At 58.8% G+C, this 15,455-nt stretch carries 14 protein-coding genes; 8 read left to right on the forward strand and 6 right to left on the reverse strand.

From position 1 onward, the window contains the following. Positions 1–19: 19 nt before the first annotated feature. The 7 genes from B1781_RS14460 (at position 20) to B1781_RS14490 (ending at position 8,320) form a co-directional block, all read left to right on the forward strand. The gene (locus tag B1781_RS14460; protein ID WP_164513404.1) at positions 20–1,192 is read left to right on the forward strand and encodes an ATP-binding protein; all 1,173 of its coding nucleotides are present in this window, start codon (positions 20–22) and stop codon (positions 1,190–1,192) included. Continuing rightward, positions 1,189–1,878 carry a response regulator transcription factor gene (locus B1781_RS14465; protein ID WP_334223737.1) on the forward strand — a complete coding sequence of 230 codons (690 nt, stop codon included), beginning with the start codon at positions 1,189–1,191 and terminating at the stop codon, positions 1,876–1,878. The genes B1781_RS14460 and B1781_RS14465 overlap by 4 nt, the downstream gene beginning before the upstream one ends. 10 nt (positions 1,879–1,888) lie before the next feature. Then, positions 1,889–2,671 (forward strand): PAS domain-containing protein, encoded by a 783-nt coding sequence (locus B1781_RS14470; protein WP_078120333.1) that lies wholly within the window; start codon positions 1,889–1,891, stop codon positions 2,669–2,671. 131 nt (positions 2,672–2,802) lie between these two features. Continuing rightward, positions 2,803–4,170: a flavin-containing monooxygenase gene (locus B1781_RS14475; protein WP_078120334.1), complete on the forward strand. Its 1,368-nt coding sequence runs from the start codon at positions 2,803–2,805 to the stop codon at positions 4,168–4,170. Positions 4,171–4,710: 540 nt separating this feature from the next. Further along, the gene (locus B1781_RS14480; RefSeq protein WP_078120335.1) at positions 4,711–5,523 is read left to right on the forward strand and encodes an alpha/beta hydrolase; all 813 of its coding nucleotides are present in this window, start codon (positions 4,711–4,713) and stop codon (positions 5,521–5,523) included. Between the two features lie 143 nt (positions 5,524–5,666). Next, positions 5,667–6,179, forward strand: coding sequence for a hypothetical protein (locus tag B1781_RS14485; protein ID WP_125932105.1), 513 nt, complete (start codon positions 5,667–5,669; stop codon positions 6,177–6,179). Positions 6,180–6,292: 113 nt separating this feature from the next. Further along, positions 6,293–8,320, forward strand: coding sequence for a HEAT repeat domain-containing protein (locus B1781_RS14490; RefSeq protein WP_078120336.1), 2,028 nt, complete (start codon positions 6,293–6,295; stop codon positions 8,318–8,320). A 75-nt stretch (positions 8,321–8,395) separates the two neighbouring features. Here the strand turns inward: B1781_RS14490 and B1781_RS14495 are convergent, their stop codons facing one another. Continuing rightward, positions 8,396–8,842: a cache domain-containing protein gene (locus tag B1781_RS14495; RefSeq protein ID WP_078120337.1), complete on the reverse strand. Its 447-nt coding sequence runs from the start codon at positions 8,840–8,842 to the stop codon at positions 8,396–8,398. Between the two features lie 526 nt (positions 8,843–9,368). Here B1781_RS14495 and B1781_RS14500 point away from each other — a divergent pair. Next, positions 9,369–9,995, forward strand: coding sequence for a DNA-3-methyladenine glycosylase I (locus B1781_RS14500; protein ID WP_078120338.1), 627 nt, complete (start codon positions 9,369–9,371; stop codon positions 9,993–9,995). Positions 9,996–10,021: 26 nt separating this feature from the next. Here B1781_RS14500 and B1781_RS14505 read toward each other — a convergent pair whose 3' ends face one another. From B1781_RS14505 to B1781_RS14525, 5 genes are all read right to left on the reverse strand, one after another. Then, positions 10,022–10,267, reverse strand: coding sequence for an MliC family protein (locus tag B1781_RS14505; protein WP_164513405.1), 246 nt, complete (start codon positions 10,265–10,267; stop codon positions 10,022–10,024). A 203-nt stretch (positions 10,268–10,470) separates the two neighbouring features. Beyond that, on the reverse strand, positions 10,471–10,974 hold the full coding sequence (locus B1781_RS14510; RefSeq protein ID WP_078120340.1) for a DNA-deoxyinosine glycosylase: 504 nt from the start codon (positions 10,972–10,974) through the stop codon (positions 10,471–10,473). Between the two features lie 41 nt (positions 10,975–11,015). After that, entirely contained in the window at positions 11,016–11,642 is a 627-nt protein-coding gene (gene fixJ, locus B1781_RS14515) for a response regulator FixJ (RefSeq protein WP_078120341.1), read from the reverse strand. Positions 11,643–11,645: 3 nt separating this feature from the next. Next, a complete protein-coding gene (locus B1781_RS14520) occupies positions 11,646–14,192 on the reverse strand; it encodes a PAS domain-containing sensor histidine kinase (RefSeq protein ID WP_125932106.1) in 2,547 nt (848 codons plus the stop codon). A 120-nt stretch (positions 14,193–14,312) separates the two neighbouring features. Beyond that, on the reverse strand, positions 14,313–15,452 hold the full coding sequence (locus B1781_RS14525; protein WP_078120343.1) for a tRNA lysidine(34) synthetase: 1,140 nt from the start codon (positions 15,450–15,452) through the stop codon (positions 14,313–14,315). Positions 15,453–15,455: the final 3 nt, after the last annotated feature.

Raw genomic sequence — 15,455 nt, forward strand, 5'->3', positions numbered from 1 at the left:
AGATGCGGAGTCGACAATAATGATGATGTTGAATCTACGAAGCTGGATGGAAGGCGGTTTCGCCAACCTCTACCGAAAACCCATCGAGCGCAGACAACGGGCGGCCGCTCGCGAGAACCCAGAACTCGCCCTGCAGCTGGCGACGGCGGAGGACATCAGCGCCACCTTGCCGGGCGTGCTGGAGGTACTGCAGCAAGAGCTCGACGGTGTGTTTGCCCTTTCGCTGCGCGGCCAGCTGATGGTGTTGTTGAGTCACGGCGATACCAACGAATCCCTGCTGCTGCACCCACCTCGCTTCCAACCTTCCCCGTCCTTCAATCGACGCCTTCACCGTATGTTCACGCTCGGCAAGGCGCCGCAGAGCGAAGTGATTCCGTGTCAGGTCGACGACGGGCAATGGCGGCTGGTGCCGCAGTTGCTGATGGAAGAGAAGAATATCTCGGCCTGGGTCATCTACGGTTTTCAGCACGAGCTGCCGCCGCGCGAAAAACTGCGCTGGCATACCACCGCTTTGGAAAACACGCTGCGCCGGGGTATCAGCGCCTGGTATCAGCACGAGGCCAAGACCCGTGCGGCGCTGCAGAGCGAGCGCGCGATCTACGCTGCCGAGTTGCACGACTCCCTGGCCCAGGTACTGGGTTACCTGCGCATCAAGAGCACGCGTCTGAACAAGGTGTGCCAGAACCCCGAGTACGAAGCCTTGCAGTCGATGACGGAAGACCTGGCGATTCAGACCCAGAATGCCTACCGCCAGACACGCGAGCTGATTACGTCATCGCGTCTCGCCATGCAGAGCGACAATCTCGCCCAGGCCATCGTCAACTCGATATCTGAATTCGAGCAGCAGTCGGCCATCGTGTTCGAGCTGGACAATCGGATTCCGGCCAAGCTGCTCGACGCCAAGGAATCCACACAGGTCCTTTATATTGTGCGTGAGAGCCTGTGCAACATTGTCCGCCACTCGCACGCCAGCCATGCGCGGGTCATCCTGCGGCAGCGGCAGGAATCGCTGCAGATTCTGATCGAAGACAATGGGTCCGGCATCGACGTCGACGCCGCCAGACCCGACAGCTTCGGTCAACAGATCATGCAGGAACGCGCCAAGCGTATCGGTGGTCGCCTCACGATAAGCAACCGCCCCCAGGGCGGCACCCGCGTCGAACTCAGCCTCAAGCCCGGAAACGCATCATGATGTCTCAACCTGTAACACAAACCAGTCCACTGCGCGTGGCCGTCGTCGACGACCACCCGCTGTTTCGCCGTGGCGTGGTCGAACTGCTCAACGACAGCGATCAGATGACCGTCGTTGCCGAATACGACAACGCCCAGGCGCTGCTCGATCAACTGGCAACCAGCGATCTCGATCTATTGATTCTCGATCTGCAGATGCCGGATACCTCGGGCCTGGATGTACTCAAAGGCATCCGCGCCGACAATGATGAACTCAAGATCGTCATCCTCACCGCCTGTGAAGATCACGAGAAGCTGTTGGCCGCTTTGCAGTACGGTGCGAACGGCTATCTGCAAAAAGATACGCCGCCCGATGCCATTCTCGATCAGCTTCTGGCTGTAGCGGCAGGGAAAGTCGCGCTCAACGAAGACGCCGTGACCACGCTCGCCGGACATATCCGTCAGCACCACACCGAAGAAGAACGCCAGCTCAACGCCATCTTTGAAGAGATGACCGAGCGCGAGCGCGAAACGCTGTCGTGCATCGCCCGTGGACTCAACAACAAACTCATTGCGCGCGAACTCGGGATCAGCGACGGTACCGTCAAAGTCTACGTCAAGAACCTGCTGCGCAAGGTCAATGCCCACTCTCGCCTGGAGCTCGCTGCGTGGGCCCATAAGAATCTCCCTTCGGATCAATTGAACTGAGAAGAATCGAATGGCCCTGATGAATTGGACGCGCAGAGTGCAGGCACCGGCGCCTTCCGAACAGCAACTGCTGCAACTGTTCAATAGTCTCAGCGATGTCGTCCTCGCGATCGACGAGCACCAGCACATCGTTACCGTCAACAACGCCTGGAAAGGAATCACCGGGGTTGAGGCAGGCGATGCGATCGCGCATCCCTTCTCCGAGTTTCTGCACCCGGAAGACATCGGTAATTGGAAACGACTGCTCGACAAGGTCAGCGTCGGCAAGACGGAACTCATCTGGTTGCGTATGCTCAATCAGCAGGGCGAGATCCACTGGTGTGAAATGCGGGTGCAACCGATCAACAACGACCGCAAGTACCCTGTCTCGGCAACACTGTGCGATATCACGCCGCAGGTGCGCAGTGACCAGGTGCGCGATGCCAATCACCGCAGCCTGCAGAGCCTGGTGGATCGCATCCCGGCGATGCTGTATCGCGCCAGGAATAATGTTAGCTGGACGATGGAATACGTCAGTAGCGGTTGCGAACTGGTCACCGGCTACAGTGCGGAGAGCCTGCTGAATCAATCACAGATATCGCTTGGGTCGATAATCCACGCGGATGACGCCCCGCAGGTCTGGGACGATGTGCAGACCGCGCTGGGCCTGCTGCAACCGTTTGACCTGCACTACCGCATCACGCGCGCCGATGGCACGGAGATGCGCGTGCGCGACCGCGGACAGGGTCTTTACTCCGAAAGCGGCTTGGTGATGGGCGTCGAGGGCATCATTCTGCAAGCTGCTGAGGAGTAGCGGCTTACCCCATTCTACTTACCCATTCGAGGGAATTTTTTCGCAACACAAAGCTGTTTACTTTTGGTCTTAACGCTGCAGCCGTCGTTTTCTGCAGCTCACATTGCATTTGAACAACTGTGGAAAGACCTATGACGCCTCGTGTTGCAATCATCGGCGCCGGCCCCAGCGGTTTGGCCCAATTAAGAGCCTTTCAATCAGCCCAAGAAAAAGGCGCCGACATCCCGGAACTGGTGTGCTTCGAAAAGCAAAGTGACTGGGGTGGGCTGTGGAACTACACCTGGCGCACTGGCCTGGACGAAAACGGCGAGCCGGTACACTGCAGCATGTATCGCTACCTCTGGTCCAACGGACCGAAGGAATGCCTGGAGTTCGCCGACTACTCATTCGAAGAACACTTCGGTAAGCCGATCGCCTCCTATCCGCCACGCGAAGTCTTGTGGGATTACATCAAAGGCCGCGTCGAGAAGGCCGACGTGCGCAAGCACATCCGCTTCAACACGCCGGTACGCAACGTCGAGTTCGACGATGCCACAGCCAAGTTCACGGTGACCGTGCATGATCACGCGACCGACAACGTGTATGCGGAGGAGTTCGACTATGTGATCTGCGCGTCGGGCCACTTCTCGACACCGAACGTGCCCCACTTCGAAGGCTTCGAGAAGTTCGGCGGCCGCATCCTGCATGCGCACGACTTCCGAGATGCGCTGGAATTCAAAGACAAGACCGTGCTTGTCGTCGGCAGCAGCTACTCGGCGGAGGATATCGGCTCGCAGTGCTACAAGTATGGCGCCAAGCGCCTGATCAGCTGTTACCGCACGGCACCGATGGGCTACAAATGGCCCGAGAACTGGGACGAGAAACCCAACCTGGTACGCGTCAGCACCGATACCGCCTACTTCGCCGACGGCAGCGAAGCCAAGGTAGACGCGATCATCCTGTGCACCGGCTATCTGCATCACTTCCCGTTCCTGCCGGAAGAACTGCGCCTGAAAACCAACAACCGCCTGTGGCCGCTGAGCCTGTACAAAGGCGTGGTGTGGGAAGACAACCCGAAGTTCTTCTACCTCGGCATGCAGGACCAGTGGTACACCTTCAATATGTTCGATGCCCAGGCTTGGTATGTGCGCGACATCATCATGGGTCGAATCGCACTACCCGCGACCAAAGAAGAAATGACTGCCCACAGCATGAAGTGGCGCGAACGCGAGCTGACGCTGGAAACCGCCGAAGAGATGTACACCTACCAGGGCGACTACATCCTTGAGCTGATCGAAGCCACCGACTATCCGACCTTCGATATCCCCGGCACCAACAAAACTTTCCTCGATTGGAAGAAGCACAAGAAAGAAAACATCATGACCTTCCGCGATCACTCCTATCGATCGCTGATGACGGGCACGATGTCGCCGCCGCATCACACGCCGTGGATGGAGGCGCTGGACGATTCGCTGGAGGCCTATCTTTCGGACAGCGGCGAGATTTCTAAGACCGGCTGACGGGTATCTGCACAGTTTGCCGTTTGCGCAAACGTTATTCGCGCGGCGGCTCACTTTGACTGCCCGGCGCGCGAAACGCCCGAGGTTCATCGAAGCTGGTCAGAATCCTAACCTCGAGTTCTCCAAGCAACGGCCCTGGGTCTTCGAAACCCCGGGGCCGCCCGCCCTACCAAGTCGTCTGCACAATACGACGACCCAATTGGATCGGCTTGACGTTTGTCTATCGCCAACCATCAACGGCCATCAATTTCACACGCGAGACGTTTGCAGCATCCAGTTTGACAATTGCAAAGACAGTCGGCCGTTTGAGCCCGCCGCTGGCCGGTTTCAACGATAAAGCAGAGTCGATCAGGAAATGGCACGAAAACTGGCGGGAGCGGGCAAAATCATTTCGTAGCTCGCTTAGGACGTCGTCAGGCTGACATGTGTCTCGGGGATGCTGTTCGGCGAAGCTCGAAAACATCGTCTACTATCAGTTCTCGCATACTTCCGTATCGGGAATCGCCACATCGAGCGCCAAGAATCGCAAGGAGTAAGCGAATGAAACTGCTGACCTACATCTTCTCTAGCACCGTGCTGTTTAACGCCGCTGCCGCCTATGCCGTAGAAGAATCTCTCGAAAGCGTGCAAAGCCGGGATATTGAACAACGCTTCGCGCTTACCAGACCGGCCGGCACGCCGGTTGCCAGCGTCGTGCTGCTGGCTGGCGGGCACGGCAAGCTGAACCTCGGCAGCTTTCTGGGCTCGGTGAAGTTTGGTTGGGGCAAAGACAACAACCTGGTTCGAACGCGAGACCAATATGCTGAAAAAGGATTTCTCGTCGCGACGATGGATGCACCGTCGGATCGCGACAAGATGAACGCCATCTGGCGTGTGAGCGCAGAACATGCGGCGGATATCGAGGCCGTCGCTCGCTACCTGAAGGCCCAGGCGAACGTGCCGGTATGGGTGATCGGCACGAGCATGGGCACATTTTCAGCCGCCAATGCCGGCGTGCGCCTCGGCGATACCGTCGACGGCATCGTACTGACCTCGTCGATCACGCGCAGCAACCCAAAGTGGAAGATCTACGACACCCTTCCCAGCGGCATCATCAATATGGATTTATCTACCGTTTCCAAACCGGTGTTGGTGATTTCTCACCAGGACGACCAGTGCAAACTGACCCCCGCGAGCGACATCGAACAACTAGCCGGCCAGTTCACATCCTCACCGAAGGTCGAGACCCTGGTTGTGACTGGAGGCGATTCGCCACGCTCCGATCCGTGCAAGGCGCTTTCGGCGCATGGATTCCTCGGCGTGGAAGATGAGGTGGTGGACAAGATCGCGACCTTTATCAACGCGAACCCCTAAGTGCCACTGACAAAGAGAAGTTGGTCGTTGCCGCTCGCTCAAACTCAACTACGCTAGCTCCCGCGGGCGTGGGTTCTACGGCTGTCCGCCAATGGCCTCACCTGTATCATGCTGGACTCAACCAGAGAGGGGTTACCGACACCGTGGCACTCAATATAGAAAGCTGCACGTTGCCGCACGAAGCGCTGCTTCACCGATATGTTGTGCACGGCGGCTTTACGGACTGCTTCTGCATCACCATCGATCGCACGATCGATCAGGCTTCTTATATTCAAGCCTTCTATACAACCTGTCTGTTCAAGATCGAGCGTGGATTGCTTGCCGCGCTCGTCAAACGACCTTCAACCGACGAACAGGCAAGAGCCCTGGCTGCCGGCGAGCGCGACGAGTTCTCGGCCTGGAAGGTCGAAGCAAAACAGACCGACCAACTGCTAATGCGCGATATCAGTGGTCGTACGCGATCATGGTTGATGAGTGTCACGTCGGCGAACAATCAAACGCGCCTGTACTTCGGGTCGGCCATTGTCCCGGTGGCCGACAAACGCTCGGGCCAACGCCATCTCGGCTTTCCGTTTGCACAACTGCTTGGCTTCCACCGTCTGTATTCAAAGGCCCTGCTAAGAAGCGCCGCACGCCGCCTATCGGCACAGCGCTGATCTCGGGCGGTATCCGATGCAGAGCAAGAGCATCTTCGGTGCCCGATCTAGGCAGGTGACAATCGTGCTCTGCTAAAATGCACGCATCCTAGTCAGAATCCGAAGATCATTTCATGGAAGAAACGATACCTGATGCGTTCGTACGCATTGCACAACTGCTCGCCTCTGAGCACGATCGCGACCTACTCGAAGCTGCCGAGGAGCTACGTCCGTTTGCTCACGATGGTAGCTATCCGGTGCCAGTGCTAACCGCGTTGCTCCGACAAGTCGCCAATTCATCGGCATCCGACGAGGCCCGCAAAGCGCTGATGATACCTCTGTACTTTCAAGAGGCCTTGAAGGATGCGAACAGCGAAATCTTCCGCGCCCTGCGTCAGGTGCTGCGCCGCGACCCGTCACCGATCGCGCGCGAAGCCGCAGCGGATGTACTTGCCCGTGCCGAACACGCCTGCGTACCTGAACTGACGAAGGCCCTGAGGGACAAAGACGGCCGCGTGCGCGCCGAGGCGGCGACCGGCTTAATCGGACACGACCCCACGCCATTCACCAAGGCCACCCGCAAAGCCTATGGGCGGGAGACTGATGTCGACGCCAAACGGGCGTTGCTCCGACTGATATCAGGATGGGGACTAACGAAAGATCTGTATAAGCTGTTGGACGCGCTCGACGATCCTGAGCTGCGAAAACTGGCGATATCGCTACTGCACTATGACTACGACGTACCAAGTTTGCTCGACCCCGACGAACACGACCGGATTCCCATGCCAAACGGCTACCTCGAACTGCTCAGGCAAGTACCGCTGTACTTGGACCGGGGGCGTCGCCAAGCGATTGGTAAGCGTATATTCAACAGGCTTTGCCAAATTGTTCTCGACGACTCGGATGCCGAGTGCCGAGCCGAGGCTACCGGTGCACTGTGGTTCTGTCCCGGAACGACCGATGTGCTTATCAAAGCTCTGAGCGACGAAGACGACAAGGTCATTAAAATGGTACTGCGCAATCTCGAATCTGACGATGGCGCAGCGCAAACCATACCGGCATTGATAGAGTGCTATGGGCGCAAACCCCACCATGCGCCCGCTATTTGCGACATTATGAAAACACGGTGGCACGAACTTGCCGGGCCATTTCTGCTCCGAGCATTCAAAGAAGCCAAAGACGATAAGATGCGGCACGCCATCATAAAAGGGTATTCAGGGTCTCCGCTCCCACACGTTATCCCGCTGTTTCAACGCGCTCTGGAATCGAACGCGAAAGATCTACGCAAAGCCGCGGCGGAACAGTTGAGCGAGGTAGACTACTGGTACGACACCAGCTGCGAATCCGGTCAGAAAACTGCGGACGAAATGCTGCTCTCGGCGTTTGCCCGAGACACAACCCCATCCGTCCGCTTGAAGATTATCGATGGGATAGGAACTGTGGGTTCAAAACGGTGCATCGAACCTCTCATCAACGCGATACCCTCCGCGTCGGCCTCCGTCCAAGCTGCGATTGTCAAAGCACTCGGCAACATAGACCCCGTCACTGCCACACCGGCCCTGCTCGACGCGCTCGAATCGCCCATCACCCGGGTGAAATACGCCGCAGCCGACGCGCTGAGCAAGGCGCAGCATCCCGCCTCCCTGCCGACCCTGGTGGCGCGTATCGACGATCCTGATACACGCTCGGACAAGCGCGAACGATTAATCGAAAAGCTCGGCTATGTGGGTGGCGCCTCGGTTGCCGACAAGCTACTAACACTGCTTGACGACGAATGCGCATTCAGTGCAGCCGCTGCGGCCCAAGCCATGCAATACTCCGCCACACCGGAGGTAACGGCAGAGTTGATCAAACGCCTGCGCAACGACAGCTTCGACCACTACGAAGTACTCTACAAATCGATGAATGTTCTGGCCGCCAACGACGTAGACGGCGGGGCTGAGGCGGTGGGCTACTACCTCGATTACGACGATCCCAGAATACGCCGACGCGCTTTGATGGCCTACACCAGCTTCACGTCAGTCGACCCCATGCCGGCCCTGCACCAAGCCCTGCACGATGAAGACGAGCACGTACGGGAACAGGCGGAAGACATCTTGCTCGAACTGGAGGAAGGCGACGAGCGTGACTTCTTTAATCGTGGCACATTGCACTACGAGTGACGGCGAGTTGCTCCAAAAACCCAAGCCGACAGTGGCCGACCCCGGAATTTCAGGGCCGGCCGGAGGGAATGACGCTTATTTGTAAGCACCCACACCGCAGAAGAAGCCGGCATCATTTTTCATGACGTAACTGGTCTTCTGCTTGATGTCTTCGGTGCCGGGATAAGGCCAACTGTAATCGACCCATCCCGAACCGTTGTCACCGGCGACACCGATCATATTCTTGAACAGCTCATCGCCGTACTTGTTGAATCCCAACAGGTTCTGCCCTACCAGCTCAGGCTTGACCGGATGAGACAGCATCGTGCCCTGCATATCCATGCAGAAAACGTACAAGTCTTTGTTGCGGAAACCACTATCTTCTGCCGCGAACAACGCGAAGGCTTTCTCCTGACCCATCTCGTTGACGGTCGCCTGCGCCTTCTCGGATAACGCCTTGGCCTCATCGGGCGTACCCATCTGTACCGCCCATGCAGCATTCATCACCAACATGGTTGCGCAAGCAATGATTTTCTTCTTCATTCTTTCGATCTCTCCGTTGTGTGGAGCGCCGAAAGATATCGCAAGCAAAGCGCGCAGCAACCCTAGATACGCGCATGGTAAGCATTAGCAAATCGTACGAAGCAAAAAGTAGAAAATGTGACGCGCAACACCGCATTAATACATGTGAGACAAACGATAAGAATCTGTAAACATCGATACCGAATCCGTTAATCCGATACCTGGTGGATAACACCGGCGTGATATCCGACGCATCTATTGGGCACAAACATCAACGGTGACACAGATGGACATTGCAGGCGCCGATTCGCCGAGACAAGGCGCTCGCATCTTGCCCGACAACCCGGGTTTACGGCGCCCTACCAAAATCGCCCGGTGCCGGTTAAGCTTCGGCCGACACGATCAACAACCCGACAGGTGCTGCCGGCGTGATCGATCGACCAGGGTTTCGATGACGGAGTTCCCGAATCAGGTCGAACAGTGGTCAAGCAGTACCCATTCCGGGCTACATTGCGGCACAAGTTTTGAGCTAGACACATGAGGGATTATGGCTGCTTCCGACACAGAGACGACTGATGTTTTCGCCGCCGCTGATGGCAAGCCACGCTGCAAGTGGTGTGGTATTGCACCGGAGTTTCTCGACTACCACGACAAGGAATGGGGCTTTCCCATTGACGATGATCGGCGGCTATTCGAAAAGCTCTGCCTCGAAAGTTTTCAGTCGGGCCTGAGCTGGCGCACGATCCTCGCCAAGCGCGAGAATTTTCGGGCGGCATTCAAAAACTTCGAGTTCGACAAGGTGGCGCGCTTCAAGGAAACCGATGTCGAGCGGCTGCTTCAGGATCAAGGCATCGTCCGTCACCGAGGCAAGATCGAAGCGGTAATCAACAACGCCCGCTGTGCCAAGCAGCTGGTGAAACAGGAAGGATCCCTGGCCAGCTACTTCTGGCAATTCGAGCCCGACCCGAAAACGCTGGCGGAGCCACAAACCGCGTCTACCTGCGCAGAGTCGGTCGCGCTGTCGAAGGCCTTGAAAAAGATGGGCTGGAAGTTCGTCGGTCCGACCACCGTCTATGCCTTCATGCAGGCAATGGGGCTGGTCAATGACCATTCAAACGGCTGCGTTATCAGAAAGAAGGTCGAGCGAGCGCGCAAGCAGTTCGACCGCCCATAGACGGCACGCTGTAACATTCAGGCCGATCAGGACGCCTGATTGTTGACCGCTGCACAATTGAGGTGTCGACGACCACCAAGCTCCAACATCGCCTGCCCGCCCTTTTCCCAGAACAGCGTGCCATTACCCTCGTAGCGGGCGCCGGAGCCGGACCGGACACGGCTCAATGTGTACTCCCGATCCCCCATCCGCAGGATTGCCGTGTCGGGTGTCACGGCAGTCTTGAACACGGTGCCATCTTCACACTGGTAGTGAATCATGGTTGTCGACATGCTTGGATACCAACCCAGAAGCTGGCAGCCACCGCAGGCCAGGCAAAGAGGTACCAGGGTGCCAGCCGACAGCACAGCGGCCCGCCGCCTCAACAATCGTCTAAACATGTCTCGCCCTGCCCGCTGCGCTTCTTATGACCATAAGCTTAGCGGGCCATGCGGATAATGCAGCGCCCCCCAGGGTTACCGTCCAGGCCCGCCGGTCAAGATGCAATCACCTTCCAGCGCTCCAGCTTCTGCTCATAGCTGAGCGCCGCGTGCGCCGGGCTGGTCGACGGCAAACGCGCCGTGCGAATCGAAGCCGACGATGTATCGAGCGTGGAGACCACATGCCGCTTGAACAGCTGTTCCGCCGTCGCGCCGTTGAAGTACAGGCTCTCAATGGCCGGGTGCGCGGCAAAGAAACCAACGAAATCATTGGCTGCGAGCGTCGATCTGTCGATATTGGAGTCCAGGCTACCGGGACGGTCGCATGCCTTGAGCACATCCCACACGGCGATGCCTTGTTCGACCAACGCCGTACAACGCCGCTCATAACCCCAGTCGAACGGAATACCGAACAGGCCGTCCATGATGCGCCAGAACGCGTTGCGTGGATGGGCGTAGTACTGATCTGCCTGCAACGAGGCCGTGCCCGGCATCGAACCCAGGATCAGGCGCGTCGCATCGGGCCTGGCGAGCGGCGGAAAGCTGAAGACGCGAGACATCGCAGAGTTACGACAACGAGCGCTTTGGGCCGACGAGTTTGCTATTCGGCGTCGCCGACGGCGAGCGCCATCCGTACCAGCTCGGCCAGCGAGCCAGCCTGCATCTTCTCCATGACACGCGCCCGGTGTGCCTCGATGGTCTTGGCCGACACGCCGAGGATATTTGCGATTTCCTTGTTCGACTTGCCGTCCGTCACCATCTCCATCACCTCGTGCTCACGCGGCGTCAGATTGGCAAGGCGTTGCTTGATCTGCAGGTGTTCGTTGTGAAAGCTGCGCTGCTGTTCTTCGTACGCAATGGCGCGCCGGATCGCATCCAGCAGCACCTCGTCGTTGAACGGCTTTTCGATGAAGTCGATCGCACCGGCCTTCATCGCACGCACCGCCATCGGCACGTCGCCGTGGCCGGTGATGATCACGACCGGGATATGGATACTGCGCTCGGCAAGGTGCTCCTGCAGCTCGAGCCCGCTCATGCCCGGCATGCGCACGTCGAGCACCAGGCACCCGGAGCGCCCCGGCTGGTACTGCGCCAAAAAGTCATCGGCCGACGAAAAACTCTCGACCTGCACGCCGACAGACTCGATCAACCACTTGAGCGAGTTGCGCATGGCCTGGTCGTCGTCGACCACGAAAACCGTTGATTTCGAGAGAGGCGTTTCTACCATGGGTTACGATGCCGCGCTCACGACGGCCTCCACGCTGGGCGGAAGCTCGATGGTAAAGATACTGCCCTTGCCGGGCCAGGAGTCTGCTCGAATCTTACCATGATGGTTGCTCATGATGGTTTGGCTGATCGCCAGCCCCATGCCCATGCCACTGTCCTTGGTGCTGAAAAACGGGTCGAACAGGTGCTCCATCGCCTTGCTGGTGATCCCCGAGCCGTTGTCCTGCACGCTGACGTAGACCATACCGTCGGCCTGCATGCCGGACGTAATCACCAGTTTGCGGTCTTCCGGCGCCAGGTCCGACAGCGCATCGAGGGCGTTACGCAGCAGGTTGATCAATACCTGTTCGATCTGCACCGAGTCGACCCGCACCCACAAGGGCTTGTCCAATAGCTTCTGATCGATGGTCACTTCCTGGCGTTTAAGGTCGTGGCTGATCATCGAGCTGGCTTCCTGTGCCAGCAAATTGAGATCGACAACCTCGCGTACCGGCTGACGCCGGGTGACCATGCCGCGCAGCCGCTTGATGATCTCGCCGGCCCTGCCCGCCTGTGCCGAGATCTGGCCCAGGGCGTGCAACAGCTCTTCTTTGCCGCCGATATCCATGCGCAGCCGGCGTGCACAGCCATTGGCGAAGTTTACGATGGCCGACAGGGGTTGATTCAGCTCGTGCGCAATGCCGGTCGCCATCTCGCCCATGTTGCTCAGACGCGTCACGTGTACCAGTTCGTTCTGCCGGCGTTTCAACTCTTCTTCGGCGACCCGCTCGCTGGTTATGTCGCGTGCGTAGACGTTGACGTAACCGAGCTCGGACACCGGCGCCAGCAGCAACGAAAACACCCGCTCGTCGCTGCTCACCTCGAGTTCCTTGGTCGAACCGCTGTTCAACACCTCTTCGACTCGATCGCGCCAGAAGAACGGTAGCGTCTGCAGTGGTCGACATCCCCAGTGCCTCAGCAACGGCGCGCTGGGCTGGTTGGCGTAGGTGATGACGCCCTGGCGATTGATGCGCAGGACAGGTATCGGGCTCTCGCTGGGGAACGCGGCAAGACTGCGGATCTCTGCTTCGCGCACCTTGCGTTCGGCGATGTCGCGCAGGTAAAGGGTGAACACCAGCTGTTCTTCGAGGAACACCGGTTTGATCGCCAGTTCGACCGGAAACACCCGCCCGTCGCGTGCCACCGCCTGCATCTCGGTACGCTGCACGCCTTGCTCGGCGCCGACCAGTGACAGGTACAGCAGGCGTTCGAAGGTGTCGCGCCATTTCGGGGCGACAACCAGCTCGTTGAACGAACGGCCGACGGCCTGATCGTGCGTGTAGTCGAATGTCTCCTGAGCGGTCGGGTTGAAGTCGATGATCTCACCGCGCTGATTTACGGTAATGACCGAGTCGAGCGACGCCTCCATGATGGCGACGCGCAGCTTTTCCGTTTCGAGCAGTTCAGTTTCGTGCTTGCGCCGCATCTCTTCGCGGGCACGCATCACCATCTGCACGAAATCGCGAATCCAATCTTCGAGGATCAACAACTGGTTGCCGTGCGGCACCACATCGGCATCGGGAATATCCAAGGCGCGGCGCGACAGTGTTGAAAGTCTTTTCATCAGCCGGCTGATGCGGCTCGACAACAGCAAAAACAGCAGCACGAAGGCCGAGATAATGACGGCCGCACCGATCAGCCGCTGGCGGCGCTCCAGGTCGAGTACCTGCTGGCCGGTGCGCTCGAACGAGCCTTTGGGCAACAGCGTCGCGAACAGCAGGTTCACGTCGGCGTCTTCGTATTCGAAGAACGACTGGGCGGTCACGACATAGTCATCGCGTAATTCGCCCAGCACTTCGCCCGGCGGCACCTTCTCTGGATTGCTGCTCGACAGGATGCTTTGCGCGTCCGGGTCGAGCATCGCCACCACGTTGTTGGTCGACTTGACGAACTGCTGCGATGCGGAAAGGAAGGCGCTGTTCAATGGCACCAAGACAGCCACACTGCCCATCGGCGTGCGCGCGTTGTCTTCGGTCGCCTCGGACACGATCAACCAGGGGCGCTCATCGAGTACGGTGACGTAGGCGCGTCGTTCGCTGGTAGCCAGTTGCGCATTCCCCTCGAGCGGCAGACCGGCCGGCAGCGGTCCTGCCTCCGAGCTGTAGCGTTCGCGCACGTTGCCCGAGGGGTCGACCAGCAGGAAATGGCGTGGCGTCAAACCCCGCTGCCAGCTCACATCGTCCGGCAGCCACGGGGGCGGGCTGTTCTCGTGATAGATCACCACCTCGTGCGAACGCCGGCTCCAGATGATCGGATCGAGGTAATCCGCCATGCGTCGGTGCGTGGCCAGCAGACGGGCAAAATAGGTGAACGAGCGGCGGTACTCGTCGAAGCGGATCAGCGATTCGCGCGCCTGCTGGTCGAGCTGGCTCTCGAGTGCCTGGTCGAAGATATTGCTCAGCGCACGCGTCTGAACCCGGTCGACGACCAGCCACAACACGACACCGGTCAGCAGGCCGAACGCCAACGCCAACACCGGTATCGGTATGCCCCGCAGGACTCTTCGTGACAACGAACGTTTGCTAATGGGTCCGGCCCCAATCACCACCGTTCAGGGAATTATCGCTGCCTTGGGGAAATACACAAATACCCGGTCGTCGGCCGCGCGCGCATGCGCGACCCGGCGCCCAGACTAAAAGCGGTGCTTCAGATAATTGCGGCCGCGATCGGTGAAGCGCCGCAAGCGCCCTCTCCACGGCACCCGACCGTTGGCGTCCAGTTGATCCTGGAGAAACCGGCGGTATTCCGGCTCGACGCCACGTTCATCAAGCAGCGCCACGGCGGCGGCGAAGCGATCCCGCTGATGCGACTGTACGGGGGGATACAAGCGCAGCAGGCGAAGATCCAGCGGGGATTCGAACGTTCTGATCTGGTCGAGGTCTCCCGTGGCCTTTAAAACCATCATGGTCCACAGACACTTGTTGCATCGACCGCAGTTGAGCTCACTGTCGCTCTTTTCGAAACATACGCGAAGGTGATCGCGCGCCGGGGCCCATCGCCCGATGTCACGGATCTTGTCGAATCGCGTCGCCTCGAGGCCATCATGGATCAATTCGACGGCACCGTTACCCCACCTGAAGTCCAGGTCGGGATGCGTTCCCAGCGGTGCAAGTTGCTCGGTAGACACACCGCCAGCGATGTATACCCGCTTGAAACGGGGCGCAAGGAGCAAGGCTATCGACGCGAGCGCCGCTCCGCAGTAGGCCTGTTCCCACCCGACGTGAGGTTGCCCGAATTGCCGCATGTTGGTTTCGACCTCTACCAACTCGAGGCCGAGTTTCGCGGCGAGTTCGCGTACCGAACTCGCCGCGCGCTCCCTTTCCTGGGTATGGCTCAACGCCAGGTCGAGGCCGTGCGCGAAGATCAGGTGGGTAATCTCTTTGCGATGTTTCCGCAGCGTATAGAACGAATCGACGCCGCCGGAAAAAAACATGGCGACACCGGTCGGCTCTGCATCGCCCTTGTCCAGCGGCTCGGGGGCATCGATCCCGACCGGTCGAAAGTTCGGGTACCACCCGGCCAGAATCTGCTGAATCTGTTGTACGCCCTCCATCAACCGCGGCGATATCGGACCGTCGATCTCGATGTCCCAGCGCCGGCGCATGGCCGGCGGTAGAGCGGCCGGCAAAAAGGGATCGGCCAGGTCGGACACAGGGCCGTCGTCCGTACGAAACCAAACCCGCTTGGTGCGTTTTCCGGTGCCGAAGTCGGCAGAAAGCGTCTGGCGGCCATCTTCAGCCGCCAGATCGATGTTCGATACCCGCAGATTCATTTT

The sequence above is a fragment of the Thiosocius teredinicola genome (genome assembly GCF_002009425.1).
In the GTDB taxonomy this organism is placed as follows: Bacteria; Pseudomonadota; Gammaproteobacteria; order Chromatiales; family Chromatiaceae; genus Thiosocius; species Thiosocius teredinicola.